At 35.3% G+C, this 20,535-nt stretch carries 22 protein-coding genes; 13 read left to right on the forward strand and 9 right to left on the reverse strand.

The window, feature by feature from the left end:
* The first annotated feature begins 102 nt into the window (after positions 1-102).
* From F1003_RS09900 to F1003_RS09950, 11 genes are all read left to right on the forward strand, one after another.
* Positions 103-597 carry a F0F1 ATP synthase subunit B gene (locus F1003_RS09900; RefSeq protein WP_155089246.1) on the forward strand — a complete coding sequence of 165 codons (495 nt, stop codon included), beginning with the start codon at positions 103-105 and terminating at the stop codon, positions 595-597.
* A gap of 6 nt (positions 598-603) precedes the next feature.
* Positions 604-1,140, forward strand: coding sequence for an ATP synthase F1 subunit delta (gene atpH / locus F1003_RS09905; protein WP_155089247.1), 537 nt, complete (start codon positions 604-606; stop codon positions 1,138-1,140).
* Between the two features lie 43 nt (positions 1,141-1,183).
* Positions 1,184-2,764: a F0F1 ATP synthase subunit alpha gene (atpA, locus tag F1003_RS09910; RefSeq protein ID WP_155089248.1), complete on the forward strand. Its 1,581-nt coding sequence runs from the start codon at positions 1,184-1,186 to the stop codon at positions 2,762-2,764.
* A 54-nt stretch (positions 2,765-2,818) separates the two neighbouring features.
* On the forward strand, positions 2,819-3,682 hold the full coding sequence (atpG, locus tag F1003_RS09915; protein ID WP_155089249.1) for an ATP synthase F1 subunit gamma: 864 nt from the start codon (positions 2,819-2,821) through the stop codon (positions 3,680-3,682).
* Positions 3,683-3,899: 217 nt separating this feature from the next.
* A complete protein-coding gene (locus F1003_RS09920) occupies positions 3,900-4,427 on the forward strand; it encodes a hypothetical protein (RefSeq protein ID WP_155089250.1) in 528 nt (175 codons plus the stop codon).
* A 125-nt stretch (positions 4,428-4,552) separates the two neighbouring features.
* Positions 4,553-6,013 (forward strand): oligosaccharide flippase family protein, encoded by a 1,461-nt coding sequence (locus tag F1003_RS09925; protein ID WP_155089283.1) that lies wholly within the window; start codon positions 4,553-4,555, stop codon positions 6,011-6,013.
* Positions 6,014-6,017: 4 nt separating this feature from the next.
* Positions 6,018-6,452, forward strand: a complete 435-nt coding sequence (gene dut / locus F1003_RS09930) for a dUTP diphosphatase (protein WP_155089251.1) — start codon at positions 6,018-6,020, stop codon at positions 6,450-6,452.
* 147 nt (positions 6,453-6,599) lie between these two features.
* Complete coding sequence (locus tag F1003_RS09935; protein ID WP_155089252.1) at positions 6,600-7,619, forward strand: sugar phosphate nucleotidyltransferase; 1,020 nt, start codon at positions 6,600-6,602, stop codon at positions 7,617-7,619.
* A 112-nt stretch (positions 7,620-7,731) separates the two neighbouring features.
* Positions 7,732-9,093, forward strand: coding sequence for a tetratricopeptide repeat protein (locus F1003_RS09940; protein WP_155089253.1), 1,362 nt, complete (start codon positions 7,732-7,734; stop codon positions 9,091-9,093).
* Between the two features lie 34 nt (positions 9,094-9,127).
* Positions 9,128-9,928 carry a lipoprotein insertase outer membrane protein LolB1 gene (lolB1, locus tag F1003_RS09945; RefSeq protein ID WP_155089254.1) on the forward strand — a complete coding sequence of 267 codons (801 nt, stop codon included), beginning with the start codon at positions 9,128-9,130 and terminating at the stop codon, positions 9,926-9,928.
* Positions 9,928-11,151: a murein hydrolase activator EnvC family protein gene (locus F1003_RS09950; RefSeq protein WP_155089255.1), complete on the forward strand. Its 1,224-nt coding sequence runs from the start codon at positions 9,928-9,930 to the stop codon at positions 11,149-11,151. Before lolB1 ends, F1003_RS09950 begins: the two co-directional genes overlap by 1 nt.
* Here F1003_RS09950 and F1003_RS09955 read toward each other — a convergent pair.
* From F1003_RS09955 to F1003_RS09965, 3 genes are all read right to left on the reverse strand, one after another.
* The gene (locus F1003_RS09955; RefSeq protein WP_155089256.1) at positions 11,148-11,363 is read right to left on the reverse strand and encodes a DUF6515 family protein; all 216 of its coding nucleotides are present in this window, start codon (positions 11,361-11,363) and stop codon (positions 11,148-11,150) included. The two genes, F1003_RS09950 and F1003_RS09955, sit on opposite strands and share 4 nt — an antisense overlap.
* 171 nt (positions 11,364-11,534) lie before the next feature.
* Complete coding sequence (locus F1003_RS09960; protein WP_155089257.1) at positions 11,535-12,044, reverse strand: acyl-CoA thioesterase; 510 nt, start codon at positions 12,042-12,044, stop codon at positions 11,535-11,537.
* Positions 12,045-12,104: 60 nt separating this feature from the next.
* A complete protein-coding gene (locus F1003_RS09965) occupies positions 12,105-13,043 on the reverse strand; it encodes an HU domain-containing protein (RefSeq protein WP_155089258.1) in 939 nt (312 codons plus the stop codon).
* A gap of 197 nt (positions 13,044-13,240) precedes the next feature.
* Here F1003_RS09965 and dprA point away from each other — a divergent pair, with 197 nt between their 5' ends.
* A complete protein-coding gene (gene dprA, locus F1003_RS09970; protein ID WP_155089259.1) occupies positions 13,241-14,344 on the forward strand; it encodes a DNA-processing protein DprA in 1,104 nt (367 codons plus the stop codon).
* Here dprA and F1003_RS09975 read toward each other — a convergent pair.
* Positions 14,337-14,492 carry a hypothetical protein gene (locus F1003_RS09975; protein ID WP_155089260.1) on the reverse strand — a complete coding sequence of 52 codons (156 nt, stop codon included), beginning with the start codon at positions 14,490-14,492 and terminating at the stop codon, positions 14,337-14,339. The genes dprA and F1003_RS09975 overlap by 8 nt on opposite strands.
* Positions 14,493-14,522: 30 nt before the next feature.
* A complete protein-coding gene (trpS, locus tag F1003_RS09980; protein WP_155089261.1) occupies positions 14,523-15,494 on the reverse strand; it encodes a tryptophan--tRNA ligase in 972 nt (323 codons plus the stop codon).
* Between the two features lie 121 nt (positions 15,495-15,615).
* Here trpS and F1003_RS09985 point away from each other — a divergent pair, with 121 nt between their 5' ends.
* Positions 15,616-16,359: a lysophospholipid acyltransferase family protein gene (locus F1003_RS09985; protein WP_155089262.1), complete on the forward strand. Its 744-nt coding sequence runs from the start codon at positions 15,616-15,618 to the stop codon at positions 16,357-16,359.
* A gap of 108 nt (positions 16,360-16,467) precedes the next feature.
* Here the strand turns inward: F1003_RS09985 and F1003_RS09990 are convergent, their stop codons facing one another.
* The 4 genes from F1003_RS09990 to recA form a co-directional block, all read right to left on the reverse strand.
* Positions 16,468-18,072, reverse strand: a complete 1,605-nt coding sequence (locus F1003_RS09990) for a midas domain-containing protein (protein WP_155089263.1) — start codon at positions 18,070-18,072, stop codon at positions 16,468-16,470.
* 2 nt (positions 18,073-18,074) lie between these two features.
* Positions 18,075-18,620 carry an RNA polymerase sigma factor gene (locus F1003_RS09995; protein ID WP_162306946.1) on the reverse strand — a complete coding sequence of 182 codons (546 nt, stop codon included), beginning with the start codon at positions 18,618-18,620 and terminating at the stop codon, positions 18,075-18,077.
* A 17-nt stretch (positions 18,621-18,637) separates the two neighbouring features.
* Positions 18,638-19,093, reverse strand: a complete 456-nt coding sequence (locus tag F1003_RS10000) for a hypothetical protein (RefSeq protein WP_155089264.1) — start codon at positions 19,091-19,093, stop codon at positions 18,638-18,640.
* A 100-nt stretch (positions 19,094-19,193) separates the two neighbouring features.
* Positions 19,194-20,198 carry a recombinase RecA gene (gene recA / locus F1003_RS10005; protein ID WP_155089284.1) on the reverse strand — a complete coding sequence of 335 codons (1,005 nt, stop codon included), beginning with the start codon at positions 20,196-20,198 and terminating at the stop codon, positions 19,194-19,196.
* Positions 20,199-20,535: the final 337 nt, after the last annotated feature.

The following is a 20,535-nucleotide window of genomic DNA, read 5'->3' on the forward strand; positions in this document are numbered from 1 at the left end:
TAATTACAGAAGTAACGGTTGGTTGCTTCTGTAATTTTTATCATTCTCCATGTGGCTTTGGCTATGGAGAATAAAATTTAGATTAAAAAGCATTTATAAAACATGGATTTAATTAAACCTGGATTTGGATTAGTATTTTGGACGGTAATTACCTTCCTAATATTATTGTTTTTATTAAGAAAGTTTGCTTGGAGACCTATTCTTGGTGCCGTTAGTGAAAGAGAAGAAGGTATAAAAAATGCCTTAGCTTCTGCTGAGAATGCACGCAAGGAAATGGAAAACCTTCAAGCAGATAACGAGCGTATTTTACAAGAAGCGCGTGTAGAACGTGAGGCTATGCTTAAGGATGCTCGTGAAATAAGAGAGCAGACTATTGCTAGAGCTGAAACAGAAGCACAAGAAAAAGCAAGTAAGATCATTGAGAAGGCGCAAGCGGCTATAGAAAGCGAAAAGAAAGCTGCAATGGCTGAGCTAAAGAGTCATGTTGCTGGTTTATCAATAGAAATCGCTGAAAAAGTAGTGCGCGAAGAATTATCTAACAAAGACAAGCAATTGAAATTGGTTGAAGGCATGTTAGGTGAAGCAAAATTAAACTAAGGATAAATGGCAGGATCAAGAGCAGCAGTAAGATATGCTAAAGCGGTTTTAAGCTTAGCACAAGATCAAAACGCAGCAGAAGCGGTTAATAGGGATATGAAACTTATTTCAGAAACTATTTCTCAAAGTGATGAGCTTAGACAAGTGCTTCAGAGTCCTGTTGTAAGATCTTCAGACAAAAAGTCTGTATTGTCTTCTGTATTTTCAAAAGTAAGTGCTAATACAGAAAACCTGATAGATACTTTAATCTCAAACAAACGATTAGCACTCTTAAACGAAGTAGCTTCAAGTTACGTTCAGTTATTCGATCAATTAAGAGGAAGTCAAATTGCTAAGGTTACTACAGCAGTGCCTTTAACAGCAGATTTAAAGACTAAGGTTTTAGCTAAGGTTAAGGAATTAACTGGTAAAGACGCAGAAATAGAAAATATTATAGATGAAAGCATTCTAGGTGGTTTCATTTTACGAGTTGGAGATACACAGTACAATGCTAGTATCGCAAACAAACTCGATAAACTAAAAAGAGAATTTACATTAAATTGAAATAATTCAGAATTCAGAATTTTGAATTCAAAATTAAATAGAGATGGCAGAAGTAAAACCAGCTGAGATATCAGCAATCTTAAAACAACAACTTTCAGGTTTTGAAGCAAGCGCTTCATTAGACGAAGTAGGAACAGTATTAACTGTAGGTGATGGTATTGTACGTGCTTATGGATTGGCTAACGCACAATATGGTGAATTAGTAGAATTCGAAGGTGGTGCAGAAGGTATTGTACTTAACCTTGAAGAAGATAACGTAGGTATCGTATTATTAGGTGCTTCTACTGGTGTAAAAGAAGGATCGACTGTAAAGCGTACTGAGCGTATTGCCTCTGTAAAAGTAGGTGAAGGTATCGTTGGACGTGTTGTGGATACTTTAGGTAACCCAATCGATGGTAAAGGACCAATTACTGGTGAAACTTATGAAATGCCTGTAGAGCGTAAAGCACCAGGTGTTATCTATAGAGAGCCTGTAACTGAGCCATTACAAACGGGTATTAAGGCGATTGATGCTATGATTCCTGTAGGTAGAGGTCAACGTGAGTTGGTTATTGGTGACCGTCAGACAGGTAAGACTACGGTTTGTATTGACACCATCTTAAATCAAAAAGAATTTTACGATGCAGGTGAACCTGTATATTGTATATATGTTGCAGTTGGGCAAAAAGCGTCAACAGTAGCAAACATTGCTAAAACATTAGAAGAAAGAGGAGCTTTAGCTTATACTACAATTGTAGCGGCTAATGCGTCAGATCCAGCAGCGATGCAAGTATATGCACCAATGACTGGAGCTTCTATTGGAGAGTACTTTAGAGATACGGGTCGTCCGGCATTAATCATTTATGATGATTTATCTAAGCAAGCAGTTGCTTACCGTGAGGTGTCGTTATTATTACGTCGTCCTCCAGGACGTGAGGCGTATCCTGGTGACGTTTTCTATCTTCACTCTAGATTGTTAGAGCGTTCTGCAAAAATCATCAACGATGATACTATTGCTAAAGAAATGAATGATTTACCTGATTCTCTTAAGCCAATGGTAAAAGGTGGTGGTTCTTTAACGGCTTTACCTATCATTGAAACACAAGCAGGTGACGTATCAGCATATATCCCAACTAACGTAATTTCTATTACGGATGGTCAGATATTCTTGGATGGTGATTTATTTAACTCTGGTGTACGTCCAGCAATTAACGTAGGTATTTCTGTATCTCGTGTTGGTGGTAATGCTCAGATTAAATCGATGAAGAAGGTATCTGGTACTTTAAAACTAGATCAAGCTCAGTTCCGTGAATTAGAAGCATTTGCTAAGTTTGGTTCAGATTTAGATGCATCTACATTAAACGTAATTGAAAAAGGTAAGCGCAACGTTGAGATCTTAAAGCAAGCTCAAAACGATCCTTATACTGTAGAAGATCAGATTGCAATTATCTACGCAGGTTCTAAGAACTTGTTAAGAGATGTTCCTGTTGAAAAAGTAAAAGAATTCGAAAGAGATTATATCGAATTTTTAAATGCTAAGCATAGAGATACGCTTGATACGCTTAAAGCAGGTAAATTAACTGATGAGGTTATTGATACATTAACTAATGTAGCTAAAGACCTTACAGGAAAATACAGAGCTTAATAATTAATCTAATGTCACTCTGAGCGCAGTCGAAGAGTCTTTATAAATTAAAGAATGGCAAACTTAAAAGAAATACGTAACAGAATATCATCAGTATCTTCAACGATGCAGATTACCAGTGCCATGAAAATGGTATCTGCTGCTAAATTGAAGAAAGCTCAAGATGCTATTACTGCGATGCGTCCTTACTCTAATAAGTTAACAGAATTATTACAAAGTTTAAGCGCTACTTTAGATGCTGACTCTGGTAGTAAGTATTCTGTTCAGAGAGAGGTTAAAAATGTTTTGATTGTTGCTATCACTTCTAACAGAGGTCTTGCAGGAGCTTTTAACTCTAACATTATAAAAGAGGTGAACAGGCTTGCAACTGAGACGTATGCAAATCAAGAAGTATCGTATTTAGCAATTGGCAAAAAAGCTAATGATGCTTTTAAAAAGACCAATAAAGTAATTGCTAATAAAAGTGATCTTTACGATGACCTAACATTTGAAAATGTTGCGGAAATCGCCGAAATGATCATGGAGAAGTTTGTTGAAGGTGATTATGATAAAGTTGAATTGGTGTATAACAGTTTTAAAAATGCTGCAACGCAGATTATTATGGCTGAACAATTCTTACCAATCGTACCAATTGAAGGAGAGGATGCTCACGCAAACTTAGATTACATTTTTGAGCCTTCTAAGCAAGAAATTGTAGAGACCTTAATCCCTAAGTCTTTAAAGACTCAATTGTATAAGGCGATCAGAGATTCATTTGCTTCTGAGCATGGTGCACGTATGACAGCAATGCACAAAGCAACTGACAATGCTACTGAGTTAAGAGATCAATTGAAGTTAACGTATAACAAAGCAAGACAAGCGGCAATTACCAACGAAATATTAGAAATTGTTGGTGGTGCAGAGGCACTTAACAATTAAGCGCAAGCTAAATGTAAAAGAGCTGCAGAAGCACTTAACAATTAGGCTTAAGTCAAAACATATTTTCAAAAATAAAACAAAGTCCAACTCATTGAGTTGGACTTTTTCTTTAGGCAATTTTAAAAAACCAATGCATTTCATCGATAAAATACCGAAAACATCGATAAAATAAATAAAATTCCTATATTGCCCTCCCAAATCTAAACCTACTTATAAAATGAAAAAGCTTAAAGCAGGAATTTATGCCCTAATTTTCGCTATTGCGATGTGTCTTACCTTCCAATGCGCTAGTCCAAAAGTGGCAACTACCTTTGAAAATGAAATACCTTTTAATATTGAAGATGTTTACTTTCAAGAATGGTATGCAGGCATTAAAGTTGGTGGTACAGGTGTAAACATTTTTATTCCAGTGGTCGACAAACCTGCAGATGTTATAGTGGACAGTGTCTATTTTAGAAATCTTCAAGGTAAATTGGTAAAGACCCAAGGGAAATATTCAGCGGTGCTTAAAAACAATTCACGCAGCTACACCTTTAGAGTTGAAGACAAGCCTGAGGGCTACCCTTTTGATTTAAAAGCTTATGAATGTGTGATTAGCTACATTCAAAACGGAGAAACAAAATATTATAAAATTCAACAACTTAATGAATTTGCAGGGACTTACTATGAGAATGGTCCACCATCAATCTATGTACGAGAAAGTTCAGAAGGCTTAGCAACTATAGACGAAGAGAATGATAATTAGTTTCATATAAATAATTTTTAGTTAGTGATTAAAAAGTCTTGCATGCTATGTGTAAGGCTTTTTTATTTCAGCTTATTAGAAGAGCTATTTATTTAATACTTTTACACAGCACAGAACACAATCAATTGAGCGGTTTTAAATCCCTTTTTAAACAAACTTTTATTTATGGCTTGGCAACGGTATTACCGAGGATGTTGAGCTTCTTGTTGGTGCCACTTTACACAAGTGAAGCTGTGTTGGCCAATCCAGCCGAATACGGAAAGGTTTCTGTTATTTTTTCATACTTCGTACTGTTCAATGTGGTTTTGGCTTACGGTATGGAAACTGCATTTTTCCGCTTTTTCAATAAAGAAGAAAATAAAGACAAGGTGGTTAGTACGTCGTCCCTATCCTTAATTGTATCGTCTTTTGTGTTCTTCGTGTTAGCCTTAATATTTCAAAATCAAATTTCGAGTATTATTGATATTGACGTAAAGTACATCAATCTAGTGATATGGATATTATTACTCGATGCATTGGTTATCATTCCCTTTGCGTGGCTTAGGGCGAACGAAAAACCAACACGTTATGCCATTATTAAAATATTGAATGTTGTTATTAACATTGGGTTGAATCTATTCTTCTTACTGGCTTTAAAAGACTTAGCCCAAGGAGGTGGATTATTTGAAAGCATCTACAAACCCAACTTCGAAATCAGTTACATATTTATTGCAAACCTCGTAGCAAGTGCCTTTACATTGTTGGTAATGTTATCATTTTATGCAAAAATCAACTATAGATTCGACAAACACTTATGGAAACAAATGATGCGCTACGCCATGCCAGTTTTAGTTGCAGGTGTTGCATTTTCAATAAACGAGACTTTCGATAGAATTTTGTTAAAGGAATTATTACCGCCAGATGTTGCTGAAAGTGAAATAGGAATGTATTCAGCGTGTTACAAATTGGCACTATTCATGACACTTTTTGCAACAGCTTATCGCTTAGGTATAGAGCCTTATTTCTTCAGCCATGCAAAGACCAAGAACCCTCAAAAAAACTACGCCAATATTTTAGAGTTCTTTGTGGCATTTGGATCTATTATTCTATTGGCCGTTGTTGTATTTGCGGATATTTTCAAACCAATCATCATTAGAAGTGAAGCTTATTGGGAAGCCATGTGGATTGTTCCAATAATTTTATTGGCCAATTTTTGCTTGGGCATTTACCACAATCTATCCGTTTGGTATAAAATAACAGACAGAACAAAGTTCGGTGCTTATATTTCCGTTATTGGAGCTTTAGTAACACTTGCTATCAATCTTATGTTTATAGAAACCTATAGTTACAAGGCATCTGCCGTTGCTACACTGGTAGCTTATGGAACAATGACGTTACTGTCCTTCTATTTCGGAAGAAAGTACTATCCCATACCATATAATCTTAAAAAAATTGGTCTTTACCTAGGCATTTCGATCGGCTTATCGGCATTATCTTTCTATCAATATCGAGAGAATTATGTTATAGGAATTGCAATGTTAATTGTATTTTTGGGATTGGTTATTATGTTGGAAAAGAACCAACTGAAACGTCTCTTAAAACAATAAAAACATGAAGATTAAAATCATAAATAAATCCAGGCACGATTTACCACATTACGAAACCATAGCTTCCGCAGGTATGGATTTAAGGGCAAGTTTAACTGAATCTAGAGTTTTAAAACCTCTAGAGCGTACCATCGTTGGTACTGGCTTATTTATAGAATTACCGATTGGTTACGAAGCACAGGTAAGATCAAGGAGCGGATTAGCAGCTAAAAAAGGCATTACAGTTTTAAACGCACCAGGAACTATAGATGCAGATTATAGAGGCGAAATAGGAGTGATATTGGCAAACCTTTCAAATGAAGATTTTACCATTAATAATGGTGAACGCATCGCACAATTAGTCATCGCAAAACACGAACGTGCAGAATGGGATGAAGTAGTAGAACTTTCAGAAACAGAAAGAGGAGAAGGTGGTTTTGGTAGTACAGGCACCTCGTAATTGTAGAATTACGATTGACGATTTCAGAATTGTCCCCTTGAGGGGACTTTAGGGGTGTTTTAAAAAAATCACCTTAAACATAAACAAAGATAAAGTTTAACATAAAAGAGATTTCCGCTTTTGCGGAAACGAAAAATAAGTTTTTCGATGAAAATAATAGTACCAATGGCAGGCAGAGGTTCTCGCCTTAGACCACATAGTTTAACAGTTCCAAAACCATTAATACCTGTTGTAGGCCAACCCATTGTGCATCGTTTAGTAAAGGATATTGCCAAAGTGTTGAAACAACCTATTGAAGAAATTGCTTTCGTTTTGGGTGATCCAGCATTTTTTGGTGAAGATGTGGTTGAGAGCTTAACAGAACTAGCTCAAGACCTAGGAGCCAAAGCATCTATATACAGACAAGACCAACCATTAGGAACAGGACACGCCATAATGAGTGCCAAGCCTTCACTTTCTGGTCCAGCCGTAATTGCCTATGCGGATACGCTGATTAGAGCAGAGTTTGATTTAGATCCAACTGCAGATAGTGTGATATGGACAAAAAGAGTTGAAAACCCTGAAGCTTATGGTGTTGTAAAATTAAATGAAAACGAAAATATTGTGGAGCTGGTTGAAAAACCAGATACCTTCGTCAGTGACCAAGCGGTAATAGGTATTTACTACTTTAAAGATGTTGCGGTTTTAAAAGAAAAGCTTCAAGAAGTTCTGGATGAAAACGTTATGAACGGAGGCGAATACCAAATCAACGATGGGATAAAGCGTATGATGGCTGATGGCAGAATATTCAAAACAGGTACTGTTGATGAATGGATGGACTGTGGTAACAAAACCGTTACATTAGAGACCAATGCAAAAATGTTAGACTTCTTAAAAGCAGATGGAGAAGAGCAATTAGTTGATAATTCTGTCGTTTTAGAGAACTCAAAGATTATTGAACCTTGTTGTGTTGGTAAAGGCACTATTTTACGCAATACAACCATAGGACCTTACGTTTCTATTGGCAAGGACTGTGTTATTGAAGACTCAAGCGTTAAAAATAGCTTAATCCAGAACCAAACCTCTATTAAAAACGCTAATTTAGAGGAAGCTATGATTGGTAACCACGTAAAGTACAATGGTAAGTTTACTAAAATAAGCATTGGTGATTATTCTGTATTAGAATAAAACAAGAATGTCATGCTGAGCGCAGTCGAAGTAAATTTTAGTTTGGAACAACTTTTGAAAAGATAATGTCATTCAGAGCTTGTCGAAGTCAAAGCGAAGTGAAGAATCTCAAATGAAATTTAATAATAAAATAACAAGAGTTCTTGTGGTACTAGTTTTAGTACCAAGCCTTGCTATGGCCCAAGTCGATTTCAACAAACGTCCAGATGACGATTTGGGCAATGTTGAAGATGAGTTTCAGGAGTATTTTTTCGAAGCTCTTAAACAAAAGGGAATTGAAAATTATGACAGAGCTGTAGAAGCACTTCACAAGTGTTTAAATCTTAACAGTAAAAAACCGGTTATTTATTTTGAACTGGGAAAAAACTACAATAAGCTCAAAAACTTTGGTGCTGCTGAAGACAACCTCAAAAAGGCGATCAGTATGCAACCCGATAACGAATGGTTTTTAGATGAGCTATACGATGTATATTTCCAACAAGAGGACATAGACAACGCCATCAAAACCATAAAGCAATTGGTTAAATACCATCCAGATTACAAAGAGGATTTAGCTGCTTTGTATGTCAGGGAAAAGCGATACAAGCAAGCCTTGGAGCTTTTGGACGAGTTAGATGAAGAGTTGGGCGTAAGTGAAGCCAGAGATGCTATGCGAAATGATATCTATAGTATTACCGGCAATGTTGATGACAGAATTGAAAACCTTGAACAGCGAATCGCAAACAATCCCAACAACGAAGACAATCACCTAAAGCTCATTTATAGATACAGTCAAACAGGAGATAAACAGAAAGCCTATAAAGCAGCCGAGAATCTTCTAAGAATAAAACCAGATTCAAAATTTGTGCATTTGGCGCTATACAAATTTTATCTACAAGATGGTAAGTTGGAAGATGCTATAAAATCCGTAAAAATAGCACTGACAAGTCCAGAAATAAATGCAGATGCTAAAGCCAAAGTACTTAAGGATTTTGTGAATTTTGTGTCTAAAAATCCAGAATATGAGGGTGATTTAGTTGATATTACTGCTTTGGTGGACGATAATAAAGATGCCCAAACCTATAGTGACCTTGGGCAATACTATCTAAAATCAGGTGATAAAGTAAAGGCATTGGCAAATTTCAAAGAAGCCCTAAAACAAGACCCTAATGACTTTAAACTCATTAAGGATGTATTGTTACTTCAATTAGATATTCAAGATTATACAGCGGTAGTACAGGATAGCGAAGAAGCCTTAGAATTGTATCCTGCACAGCCAATATTGTACTTGGTTAATGGAGTTGCAAACAATAAGCAAGGCAGTCACAAAAAGGCTATAGATAATCTAGAAATGGGCTTGGATTTCCTAATCGACAATCCTAACATGGAAGCTGATTTTTATTCAGAATTAAGTTTAGCCTATAAAGCTCTTAATAATATTAGTAAATCTGAAACGTTTGCTAAAAAGGCACAAGCTATAAAAGCCCAACAGTAACATTCCCGCAAAAGCGGGAATCTCATTAAATAGAATGAAACAAGAACAGAGATATAAAAACTTTCAATTTATTAAAGTCTTTTTCACGCTTTTATTAGCAATTACATTAACGAATTGCAAGTCAGCCAAAAGTGTTATAGAATCTGGCAAAGCAAGCGACAAGCTTTCTGCCAAACAAGTTATTAAACAGCATCAGAAAAATGATGCAGACTTTAAAACGCTTCAAGGCAAGGTAAAGATAGATATTATCCAAAACCAAGAGGAACAAGGTTCAACCTTCAATTTGAGGATTGAAAAAGATAAGGTTATTTGGCTGAGTGCAAAACTTGGGTTGGCTAGAATGATGATCACACCAGAGAAAGTAAGATTCTATAATAAACTAGACAATGAGTATTTTGATGGTGATTACAAATTATTAAGTGATTTTGTAGGTGTTGACTTAGATTTTGATAAAGTTCAAAATATATTATTGGGTCAGGCCATATTTAACTTAAAAGATGAAGCTCATACAGTTTCGGTTAATGAAAACTCTTATGCCTTGCAACCAAAAGACCAAAATGCGCTCTTAGAGTTGTTTTATTTAATTAACCCATCGCATTTTAAGATGGATAGTTTACAGTTGTTTCAACAGTTAAAAAAACGTATTCTTCAAGTAGATTATATGTCTTATCAAGAGGTTGAGAAGCAGGTTTTACCAAAAGATATCAAAATCATTGCGGTTGAAGACACTGATGAGGTTGCTATCACCATGGAGTTTAAGTCCTTAACACTCAATGAAGAGGTCCGTTTTCCATTTAAAATTCCAGCAGGTTATAAAGAAATAGTTATTAAGTAATGAATGCAAAGTGTTTACAAATCATTATAATTTTAGGGTTTCTACTATCCTCACCATCGCTTATTGCGCAAAGTAAAAAACAAGAAAAGTTAGAAGCTCAACGCCAGCAAGTTCTTAAAGAGATGAAGCAAATAAATGCTTTATTATTCACTAAAAAGAAGGAACAAAAATCTGAAATCACCCATATTGAAGACCTTAACTATAAAGTGAGTGTTAGGCAAAATTTGATTAGAATCACTAACGAACAAGCCAATTTATTAACTCGCGAAATCAATACAAACCAAAAAGAGATTACAAGCCTTAGAACACAGTTACAAGAATTAAAAGACGATTATGCTGCCATGGTTGTAAAATCATACAAAAGTAAATCAGAGCAAAGTAAGGTGATGTTTTTATTGTCATCCGATGATTTTAAACAGGCTTATAAGCGATTACAATACATTAGACAATATAGAGATTACCAAAAAGAACAAGGTGAAGCGATAAAAACCAAAACCAAAGAGTTACAAGATTTAAATATTAAACTTTCCAAACAAAAGGCGGATAAACAAAAATTAATTGAAGAAAATAGAGCCGCTAAACGTCAGCTGGAAAGAGAGCTTAAAGAGCGTGAGGTATTGATGGCTTCCATAAAAGCCGATATGAGCAAATTTGCCGCTCAGATTAAAAAGAAGAAACAAGAAGCAGACCGATTGGATAGGGAAATTAACCGACTAATTAGAGAAGCCATTGCGGCATCCAATAAAGAAGCGGGTAATAAATCATCTACAGGAAAATTTGTGCTCACTCCAGAGGCTAGAAAACTAGCTGCTAATTTTGAGGCCAACAAAGGCAAACTGGGTTGGCCTGTTGAGAGAGGGGTAATAAAAGCTAAATTCGGAAAAGGCCGTTCCTTAACGGACAGTTCTGTTGAGGTTAACAATCCTGGTATTAAGATTGCAACGACTACAAGCGCTGAAGTTAAAACAGTTTTTAATGGTGAAGTCTCTCAAATCTTAGTTATAAAGAGAGGGAATCCAGCCATTTTAATTAGACATGGAAATTACCTTACCGTATATACAAACCTCTCTAAAATTTATGTAAAAAAAGGAGACAAGGTAAAAACTGGTCAAGCCATTGGACAAGCGTTTACCAACAAAACCAATGGAGAAACTTTATTGGGCTTTAGAATTTATAAGAACAATCAAAAGCTTAATCCTCAATATTGGTTGTCTAAGTATTAAACTCTCACCACTACATAACCTCTTCGTGTCTTTTGGTAGTGTTTTCCATTAAAGAAATAGTAACGTTTTCCTTTTACCCTAACGACTTTATAATGTCTAGGTAATTTTTTTACTACAGTAACAGAAGCAGGTTGTTTTACAACCACTCGACTTGCACAAGAATTTAAACTTAATGCAAACACAAAAACTAAGGTGTAAACTAAATATTTCATATCATTAATAAATTTGGTTTAATGATAAGACACGGATATTTAGAAAAGGTTTAATTCTACAGATTGTAAGATATAAGGGTAAACGAGATACTGAAACAAATTTAGCATGAGAGCTTTCACCTTCTGTGCTACATCATGTGATTTGTTATTCTGAACACGTTTTAGAATCTATTACTCAAAAAGCGCCTTAAGTTCAGTAGCACTAGAAGGTTTCATCTTTCCTGCTAACACCAAGCTCAATTGTTTTCTACGCAGAGCCGCGTCATAGCGTTCCTTTTCTAATTCGGTTTCTGGGATAAGCTCTGGGACTTTTACAGGACGACCTGTCTCGTCTACAGCAACAAAGGTATAAATAGCCTCATTGGCTTTAATACATTCGCCAGACTCGCGGTCTTCAATCCAAACATCCATATAAACTTCCATTGAAGACTTAAAGGCACGAGAAACTTTTGCCTCTATAGTCACAACGCTTCCAAGAGGAATAGATCTATTAAAAGCTACATGGTTAACAGAAGCCGTAACAACAATACGACGTGAGTGACGTCTCGCTGCTATACTTGCTGCTCTATCCATACGTGCCAATAACTCACCACCAAAGAGATTGTTGATAGGGTTGGTTTCACTTGGTAATACTAAATCGGTAACGACCGTTTTAGACTGAAATGCGGTTCTAGGTTGCATAAGTCATTAAAATTTGTGCAAAGATAGAATGAATAGAATTAATAAAGGGATAACTAAGAACTAATCTAACTTCTTAATCAACAACCAAGCATCACGGTTGTGCTCACGTCGGATTTTGTAGAGTGCACTTTGAGCCTCAGACCTAGTTTCAAAACTAGAATAAACCACTTCGTGCAAGCCATAGCGATTTTTGCCAATTTTTCTGGCTTTATAGCCTTTGTCTCTTAGCTGCTTCACTTTTTTATCGGAATTAGCTTCAATTCTAAAAGCACCGGCAACAATATGGTAATTTCCAGTTTGTTTTTCTAACGACAACGTTGCAGCAGGTAATGGGTTGCTGATAACAAAAGTAGCTTCCTGTACTTTGGCATCCAATTGTGCATTGGCCTCCTCTTGTGCTAGTTGGTTATGGTTTTCAATGGTATTGTTGTAATACTTTGCAGCTCCAAAACCTCCTAAGCCCAACACAATAACAGCTGCCGCAGCATACTTTAACCAGTTGTTGTTAGAGCGCTTTTCTGGTGTAAATGCAATTGGTGCTGTTTCCTCAATGGCTTCAACCTCTTCTTTATAAACTTCACGCTTAATATCGTTAGAGGTAAAGTGAGATAAACCAAAGGAATCCGTTAGGTAATTAATATGGTTAGAAGGATTAAATATCATTTTACCCTCTGCATTTAAAACCAGTTCGCCAATGTTTTCAAATTGAATGGTTTCACCTTCAATTAAATACGACTTTATGGCTTTAACATGCTTAGTGATTTTTTTGTTAGCGGTATTGTAAGGAATCTTTTCAACCTCAGCAATGTAGTTAGCTAACAAGCCATCGTTGCTCTGCAATTGCTCATTAAACGATAACGCTTTTTTTGGAGGATAAAATGTATGAGTTGACTCATGCATTTTGGCAGAAATACGATTGGTTAAAAAGGCACCAAAATTTGGAACGGTTACACAGTCGTATCGGTATAAAAGGTCGCTAATGTAAGTTTCTAATTGCATATTACTCTAACTATTGTAAGTAAAACCTAGATAATAATTAAGCTAAGATTATGTGTTTAGCACAAGCTCCAGTTTTGCTTAAGCTCGATTATTGAGTAAAGTTAAAAATTTTTGAAATTGATAAAAGTTTGCACACATATAGTTATTAACATCAGAAAAATTTAGTTTCTTGTAGGTTTTAAATCAGCCGTTTAAAAATGACAGAAGAACAACTTATTTATACTCTAGCATTGCAACATGTACCTAAAATAGGTTCCACAACAGCTAAAAAATTGATCAATCATTGTGGCTCAGCTGAAGCGGTTTTAAAAGAAAAGAAATCCAAACTTTTGAAAATTGATGGGATTGGCACCATCACCATAGAAGGTCTATTTGATAAATTTCATCTTGAAGAAGCCGAGAATGAACTCAAATTCATAAGAGACAATAACATAACCGTACATTATTTTACGGAAGACACCTATCCTGAACGGTTAAAACATTGTATTGATGGCCCTATATTATTATTTCAATCTGGTAATATCAACTTAAAACAGCAACCTATTATAAGTATTGTTGGAGCGCGAAAAATCACTACAAACGGAATTACCTTTTGTAACAAATTAGTAGAATCGCTATCACCTTATAATCCAATTATCGTCTCAGGTTTTGCCTATGGCACAGATATTACAGCTCAAAAGGCAGCTATAAATCACAACTTACAAACCATTGGCTGTTTGGCACATGGCTTAAATCAAATTTATCCTAAAGTGCATAAGAAATATGTTGCAGATGTTGAAAAACATGGTGGCTTTTACACCGATTTTTGGAGTACAGATGTATTTGATAGGAACAATTTTTTAAAGCGAAATAGAATCATCGCAGGCCTGAGCGAAGCCACCATCGTCATAGAATCTGCCGAAAAGGGCGGAAGCTTGGTTACCGCAGACATCGCCAATTCTTATGATCGTGAAGTTTTTGCTGTACCAGGACGAACAACAGATAGTCAAAGCGTGGGTTGCAATAACCTCATAAAATTTCAAAAAGCACATTTATTGTCTGACCCAATGGATGTTCCCTATTTATTGAATTGGCAATTGGAAACGGAGACCAAACCAGCAGTTCAAAAACAACTGTTTGTAGAGTTAGAACCCGATGAAAAAATTATCTATAATTATTTAAAAGATAATGAGAAAGAATTGCTTGATGTTATAGCGCATCATTGTGGTATTCCAACCTACAAATTAGCTGGCTTACTTCTTAATATGGAACTGAAAGGTGTGATTAGACCTTTGCCTGGGAAGTTGTTTGAGCTTATTTAGACTTATTAACCAAATTCACTATCAATATTATACATACCGCAATAATTGCTACAGCAGCATAAGCTATCCAATCTATTTTTTTCGCATCACCTACTCTAGAAATAATAAGTAAAATCATTGCAGCAATGACTAATAGAGGCGTTAGCAATTCTTTTTTCGTTTTAATAGCTGTTGTTGATTAATACCCAACCTTTTCCCTAACACGCTTCAAAACATCATCAGCAACCACCTTAGCTTTTGCAGCACCTTTAGCTAAAGCCGCATCAACTTCGTTAAGGTTTTCCATATAATAATTATAGCGTTCTCTAGGTTCAGCAAAACGCTCTAAAATCAATTCGTATAGAGCTTGTTTAGCGTGTCCATAACCATAGTTGCCACCTTCGTAATTGGCTTTCATTTCAGCAATCTGCTCATTTGATGCCAATAGGTTATAAATAGCAAAACAGTTGCAGGTTTTCCAATCTTTTGGCTCTTCAAGCGGTGTACTATCCGTCTCTATAGACATAATCTGCTTGCGTAATTTCTTCTCTGGCAAAAAGATATTAATGATGTTGTTTTTACTCTTGCTCATTTTAGCACCATCAGTGCCAGGAATCAACATGGTCTCTTTTTGTATATCAGCTTTTGGTAAGACAAAAGTTTCGCCTCCCATTTTGGCATGAAAGCGTGATGCCACATCGCGCGTCATTTCTATATGTTGTTCCTGATCCTTCCCAACAGGAATGATTTCAGAATCATACAACAGAATATCCGCAGCCATAAGCATAGGATAGGTGAACAGACCTCCATTAACATCGTCTAACCTGTCGGCTTTATCTTTAAAACTATGTGCTAATTCTAATCGCTTAAAAGGGAAGAAGCAATTTAGATACCAAGCTAACTCAGTCACCTGTGGCACATCACTTTGTCTGTAAAACACGGTTTTATCTATATCTAGACCAAACGCCAACCAAGTAGCTGCAGTAGAGTACGTATTGTTACTAAGCGTTTCAGCATCCTTGATTTGAGTTAAAGAATGTAAATCTGCAATAAATAAATAAGAATCGTTTGCCTTATCTTTTGCTTTTTCTATTGCAGGTAAAATAGCACCTAGTATATTACCTAAGTGCGGTGTTCCTGTACTTTGTATACCTGTTAGTATTCTTGCCATAACATTACCTGCGTAGGCAGGTATCTCATTAAGTTAAACTTAGTTCTAAAACTGAAAGCAAAGATAAATTTTTGAAAGAACTATAAGAAGCTATTTGAATTAAATACTTAGTTTTGGTGCCATGGCAATATTTAAGTATCCGTTTTGGGTTTTATATCGCATTTGGTTCTACATATTGGTAGCCATACCTATTATTGTCTTGTTTCCTATTCTATTGATTTCCATTTCTAGAGAAAAATGGTATCCGTTTTTCTTTAAACTAGCCCGTTTTTGGGCCAAGTTTATTTTAGTTGGGATGGGCTTTGCCTATTGGGTTAAAAAAGAAGAAAATCCAGACCCGAAGAAGAGTTATATGTTTGTTGCCAACCATACTTCTATGGCGGATATTATGTTAATGCTGGTTTCTGTAAAAAACCCTTTTGTGTTTGTTGGCAAAAAGGAATTGGCAAAAATCCCTTTATTTGGCTTCTTTTACAAGCGTACCTGTATTTTGGTAGATAGAAGTAGTGCAAAAAGCAGACAAGCCGTTTTTTTAAGAGCTCAAAGACGGTTAAAACAAGGCTTAAGCATTTGTATTTTCCCTGAAGGTGGAGTGCCGGAAGAAGACGTTGTATTAGACACTTTTAAAGATGGGGCTTTTCGCTTAGCCATTAACCATCAAATACCAGTTGTACCGATTACCTTTTACGACAACAAAAAAAGATTCTCTTATACGTTTTTTAGCGGTGGTCCAGGTAGAATGCTAGTTAAAATTCACAGTTTTATACAAACAAAAGGCTTAACAATTAAAGAGACTAAAACCTTAAACGAAAACGCAAGAACTGTAATTTTAAACGAGTTAGAAAAGGGTAATATAAAGAGTTAATTCCTAAAAAAGGAAAAGCCACTCTAACCAAGAGTAGCTTTTTTTGTCATCATTGCATTCACCATTGCTTTAGTTTGTTTGCAATAACCTAACCTAATTTAAATTTACCTAAAACTTAAAACTTAATCCTGTATATACTCCAATAAAGAATGGTCTATAATTACCAGATGTATTATTGAATGTATTTATTTGATACTTGAACTGAGGTTCAAGATTAATATTCCACTGTTTAGACAAGCTATAATCTAATCCCAAACCAAAGTTGGCACTAAAACTTGTACTATTAATATTGTTAGCTTCACCAATTAAGGTGTTAACTCCGTCTAAATCTGCGTAGATTTCATTTTCATTTAAAAAGAACGTACTAAATCCGCCAATTACATTAATTCCAAATTTTTTATCTAACACACGATATTCCAATTCTAAAGGCACTTCAATAAAACCAAAACGCTGATCAATGCTACCCACCTTTGTGCTTAGGTCTAAAGAAGACACCATTGCTTTGGCACTCATTAATGATACACTTTGTGCTTGGTTATTTAAAGTGACATTTGCATATTTTTGAGTCACATTTGCACCTGAACCTGAAGTTACAAAAGAGGCAGACACTGCAGGATTAGGGTTTGTAATAGCGAAAACATCTGAAGTTGACTGACTAAGATTAACAACATTTACACCAGTACGCACTTTTAACCTTTCGTTTACAGCATAGGCAGTAGTAATTCCGTAGCTCATATTGATATCGCTACTTTTGGAGTTGTCATTAAACTGTCCATCGATAGGAGACCCTTCACCTAAAGAACTGTAATAAACAGGCGCAACATTTGGCGTAATGCTCCACCTGTTTTGTTCATCTTCTTTCTCTTTTTCATCAGTATCTTTATCCTCTGCATTATTTGCTGCAATAGCATCTAAAATAGATTCTTTTTTTGGGTCTTCTTTAAGAATGTCTTTCTTTTCTATATCTTCAGTAGCAGATGTAGCGTCCGTGTTTTCTGAATTGGATTTTTCAGAACCCTTTGATGTTGAATTATCCGTAACTGCTGTGTTGTTATCTTCTATTGTTTTCTTAATTGCCGACTTTATGTCCTTATCGTTAGCAAGTTCTTTTTTATTACTGTTTTCTGAACTCTTCGTATCAACAGAAGCTACCTTTGTATTATCCGCATCAATTATTGTAGTTAATTTTTCACGTTCTTGTGAAGGTGAGTTTTCGCCTTTATCTTTATTGTCTGAATAAACCGCAACAGAATTTAACTGGGATTTAGGGTTGGAAGTAAGATTTTTAGAAGCACTTTTCTTATCGGAACCGTTATCTTCCTTTAGACCATTAATTGATTCGTCGTCTTTCTCAGAACCTACAAACTCAAGCTTTTCATATGCTTCATCATCCTTAAGCTCATTTTGCTTGTCATTAGACGTTGAGTTGTTATTGTTTTGATTAGAGTTGTTGTTTAAATCTTCTGTATCAACAACAGTAGGGTCTACTGAATTGTCTATGTCTGAATTAAATACAGATATACCAATAGTAAGAAGCAAAGCAATTGCAGCGGCTACACCACCTATTTGCCACCAAAGTGCTACAACTCTGCGTTTTCTCTTCTTATTAGGCAGACTTTCGCTTATGCGATTCCAAACAGCATCGTTAGGTGCTACTTCAAAATCCTTAAACTTTTCTTGAAAAAGTCTGTCTATGTTCTTTTTATCATTCATTGTTATGATGATTGCGAATTTCCATTCGACTTATAATTTTCTATTTTTTCTTTTAAAATCAATCGTGCTCTTGCAAGATTTGATTTTGAGGTTCCAGTTGAGATATTGATCAATTCGCTAATCTCTACATGAGAGTAACCATCTAATACATACAAATTGAATACCAATCTATATCTGTCGGGCAATTCTTGAATGATTTTTAATAAAAAATCAATATTCAACTCTTCATCATCTATATCTACTGTGACGTCTTCAATATTACCTTCATTTACAATATCGTAAACACCTACATTGTCTCTATAGCTTTGCAATGATGTATTAATTGCAATCCGTTTTAACCAACCTTCAAAAGAACCTTTATTATTGTACTGATCTATTTTACTAAATACAGTTATAAATGCATCGTGCAGATTATCTTCTGCTTCCGCATAGTTTTTAGAATACTTAAGACAAAGCGAAAATAACTTACTTGCATACTGCTTGTATAATTGGCTTTGAGCTTGAGCATCTTGTTTTATACAATTTTTAATGAGTCTATCTAAACTCACATTGTTGTCGGAATTAATTAATAATTATCTTTCTTACTACTTACTGCATTTCTGCCATCAACCACTGGGATTTCCACCACCTCAAACATTTCTTCACCCTCTTCGTTTTCTCCTTGAAAAAACTTAAAATAATAAGTTTCATTGCTGGTCACCTCAAAGTTAAAACTTGCAGTAACTTCTTCGGGCCCAGTAACACATGCCGCCCTCTCGCTAACAAAAACGGTATTTACTATTGCTATGGTTCTTTCTTGCCCATTAATTTCGTATATAAAGTCACTGAAATCGTAACAAGAAGTAGGCTGATTGTAAGTCATTGAGATTTCATAAACCTCTCCAAAAATAAATTGTTCTGGAACATCAATACTTTCAACAGGCAATACTTCTAGAAAAAAAGTCTCTGAATCATCACTCTCAATACTACATGATGTAATAGTGGTGATAAAAATAGCAACTAATATTACGAACTTCTTCATTAGATAACATAATCAATTTCACTCTATAGATGCAGAAAAAGCAAAAGGGTTGCGTCTAAAAACAAAAAAAATCCTGATTTTAACAGGATTTTTGTTTAACTTACTGATTTTCATTTATTAAGGCTCGAACTTTTTCCTCTAATTCATCCATTAAATCAGGATTATCCTTAATTAAAGATTTAACCGCATCTCGTCCTTGACCTAGTTTGGTATCCTCATAACTAAACCATGAGCCACTTTTCTTTACAATGTCACTATCTACAGCTAAGTCTAATACTTCACCAACTTTAGAAATGCCTTCACCATACATTATGTCAAACTCCGCAGTCTTAAATGGTGGTGCCACTTTATTCTTAACTACCTTTACTCTAGTTTTATTACCCATCACATTGCTGTTGCTGTCTTTAATCTGTGTAGAACGTCTTATATCTAATCTAACTGAAGCGTAAAATTTTAGAGCATTACCACCAGTTGTAGTTTCTGGATTACCAAACATTACTCCTATTTTTTCACGTAATTGGTTAATAAAAACCATGGTGCAATTGGTTTTGCTTATGGAAGCCGTAAGCTTTCTTAATGCCTGAGACATTAAACGCGCATGAAGCCCCATTTTAGAATCTCCCATTTCACCTTCTATCTCACTTTTAGGTGTCAACGCTGCTACAGAATCAATAACAATGATATCAATAGCGCCAGAGCGCACCAAATTATCCGCAATTTCTAAAGCCTGTTCACCATTATCTGGTTGGGAAATAATCAGGTTTTCTAAATCTACACCTAATTTCTCGGCATAAAAACGATCAAAGGCATGTTCTGCATCAATAAATGCGGCTATACCTCCTGCTTTTTGTGCTTCGGCAATAGCATGTAGTGTCAATGTGGTCTTACCAGAAGATTCCGGACCGTATATTTCTATCACTCTACCTCTTGGGTATCCTCCTACACCTAATGCAATATCTAAGCCTAAAGATCCAGATGAAATCGCATCTACATCAACAATCGCTTGATCACTCATTTTCATTACTGTTCCTTTGCCATAAGCCTTATCTAATTTGTCTAACGTTAATTTTAGGGCTTTTAATTTTGCGTCTTTTTCACTACTCATTTCTTCTATTGTCTTAATTAAATTGTTATCAAAAATACCACTTATTTTATTTTTTTCAATTTTATGACGCAACCATTTTACACTTTTTGCATCTACTATATGAAAAAGGGAATAATTGCTATGAAAAGTTTTTACAGCACCTTTTGAAAAAGAAGAGCTAGTCAATTAGATTAGAGTTGAAGATATATGGGTTCACCAATAGGTGAATTTATTATCACAGATAGTTTATTGTCTAAGTTTAAAAACTAAAAAAAACGATTATGAAAAAAAATGTAATTAAATTAATGATGGTCTCGGGACTACTTCTAACATTCTTAGGGTGTTCTGATGACTTTGT

It is taken from the genome of Winogradskyella ouciana (assembly GCF_009709615.1).
In the GTDB taxonomy this organism is placed as follows: domain Bacteria; phylum Bacteroidota; class Bacteroidia; order Flavobacteriales; family Flavobacteriaceae; genus Winogradskyella; species Winogradskyella ouciana.

Excerpts from the sequence above, each read along its gene's own strand:
- F1003_RS10000 (WP_155089264.1), bottom strand. The coding sequence starts at position 19,093 with ATGAAGAAGTTCGTAATATTAGTTGCTATTTTTATCACCACTATTACA.
- F1003_RS09950 (WP_155089255.1), top strand. The coding sequence starts at position 9,928 with ATGAATGCAAAGTGTTTACAAATCATTATAATTTTAGGGTTTCTACTA.
- F1003_RS09920 (WP_155089250.1), top strand. The coding sequence starts at position 3,900 with ATGAAAAAGCTTAAAGCAGGAATTTATGCCCTAATTTTCGCTATTGCG.
- F1003_RS09965 (WP_155089258.1), bottom strand. The coding sequence starts at position 13,043 with ATGCAATTAGAAACTTACATTAGCGACCTTTTATACCGATACGACTGT.
- trpS (WP_155089261.1), bottom strand. The coding sequence starts at position 15,494 with ATGGCAAGAATACTAACAGGTATACAAAGTACAGGAACACCGCACTTA.
- lolB1 (WP_155089254.1), top strand. The coding sequence starts at position 9,128 with ATGAAACAAGAACAGAGATATAAAAACTTTCAATTTATTAAAGTCTTT.
- dprA (WP_155089259.1), top strand. The coding sequence starts at position 13,241 with ATGACAGAAGAACAACTTATTTATACTCTAGCATTGCAACATGTACCT.
- F1003_RS09990 (WP_155089263.1), bottom strand. The coding sequence starts at position 18,072 with ATGAATGATAAAAAGAACATAGACAGACTTTTTCAAGAAAAGTTTAAG.
- atpA (WP_155089248.1), top strand. The coding sequence starts at position 1,184 with ATGGCAGAAGTAAAACCAGCTGAGATATCAGCAATCTTAAAACAACAA.
- F1003_RS09985 (WP_155089262.1), top strand. The coding sequence starts at position 15,616 with ATGGCAATATTTAAGTATCCGTTTTGGGTTTTATATCGCATTTGGTTC.
- F1003_RS09900 (WP_155089246.1), top strand. The coding sequence starts at position 103 with ATGGATTTAATTAAACCTGGATTTGGATTAGTATTTTGGACGGTAATT.
- F1003_RS09940 (WP_155089253.1), top strand. The coding sequence starts at position 7,732 with ATGAAATTTAATAATAAAATAACAAGAGTTCTTGTGGTACTAGTTTTA.
- F1003_RS09960 (WP_155089257.1), bottom strand. The coding sequence starts at position 12,044 with ATGCAACCTAGAACCGCATTTCAGTCTAAAACGGTCGTTACCGATTTA.
- F1003_RS09935 (WP_155089252.1), top strand. The coding sequence starts at position 6,600 with ATGAAAATAATAGTACCAATGGCAGGCAGAGGTTCTCGCCTTAGACCA.
- F1003_RS09955 (WP_155089256.1), bottom strand. The coding sequence starts at position 11,363 with ATGAAATATTTAGTTTACACCTTAGTTTTTGTGTTTGCATTAAGTTTA.
- atpH (WP_155089247.1), top strand. The coding sequence starts at position 604 with ATGGCAGGATCAAGAGCAGCAGTAAGATATGCTAAAGCGGTTTTAAGC.
- dut (WP_155089251.1), top strand. The coding sequence starts at position 6,018 with ATGAAGATTAAAATCATAAATAAATCCAGGCACGATTTACCACATTAC.
- recA (WP_155089284.1), bottom strand. The coding sequence starts at position 20,198 with ATGAGTAGTGAAAAAGACGCAAAATTAAAAGCCCTAAAATTAACGTTA.
- atpG (WP_155089249.1), top strand. The coding sequence starts at position 2,819 with ATGGCAAACTTAAAAGAAATACGTAACAGAATATCATCAGTATCTTCA.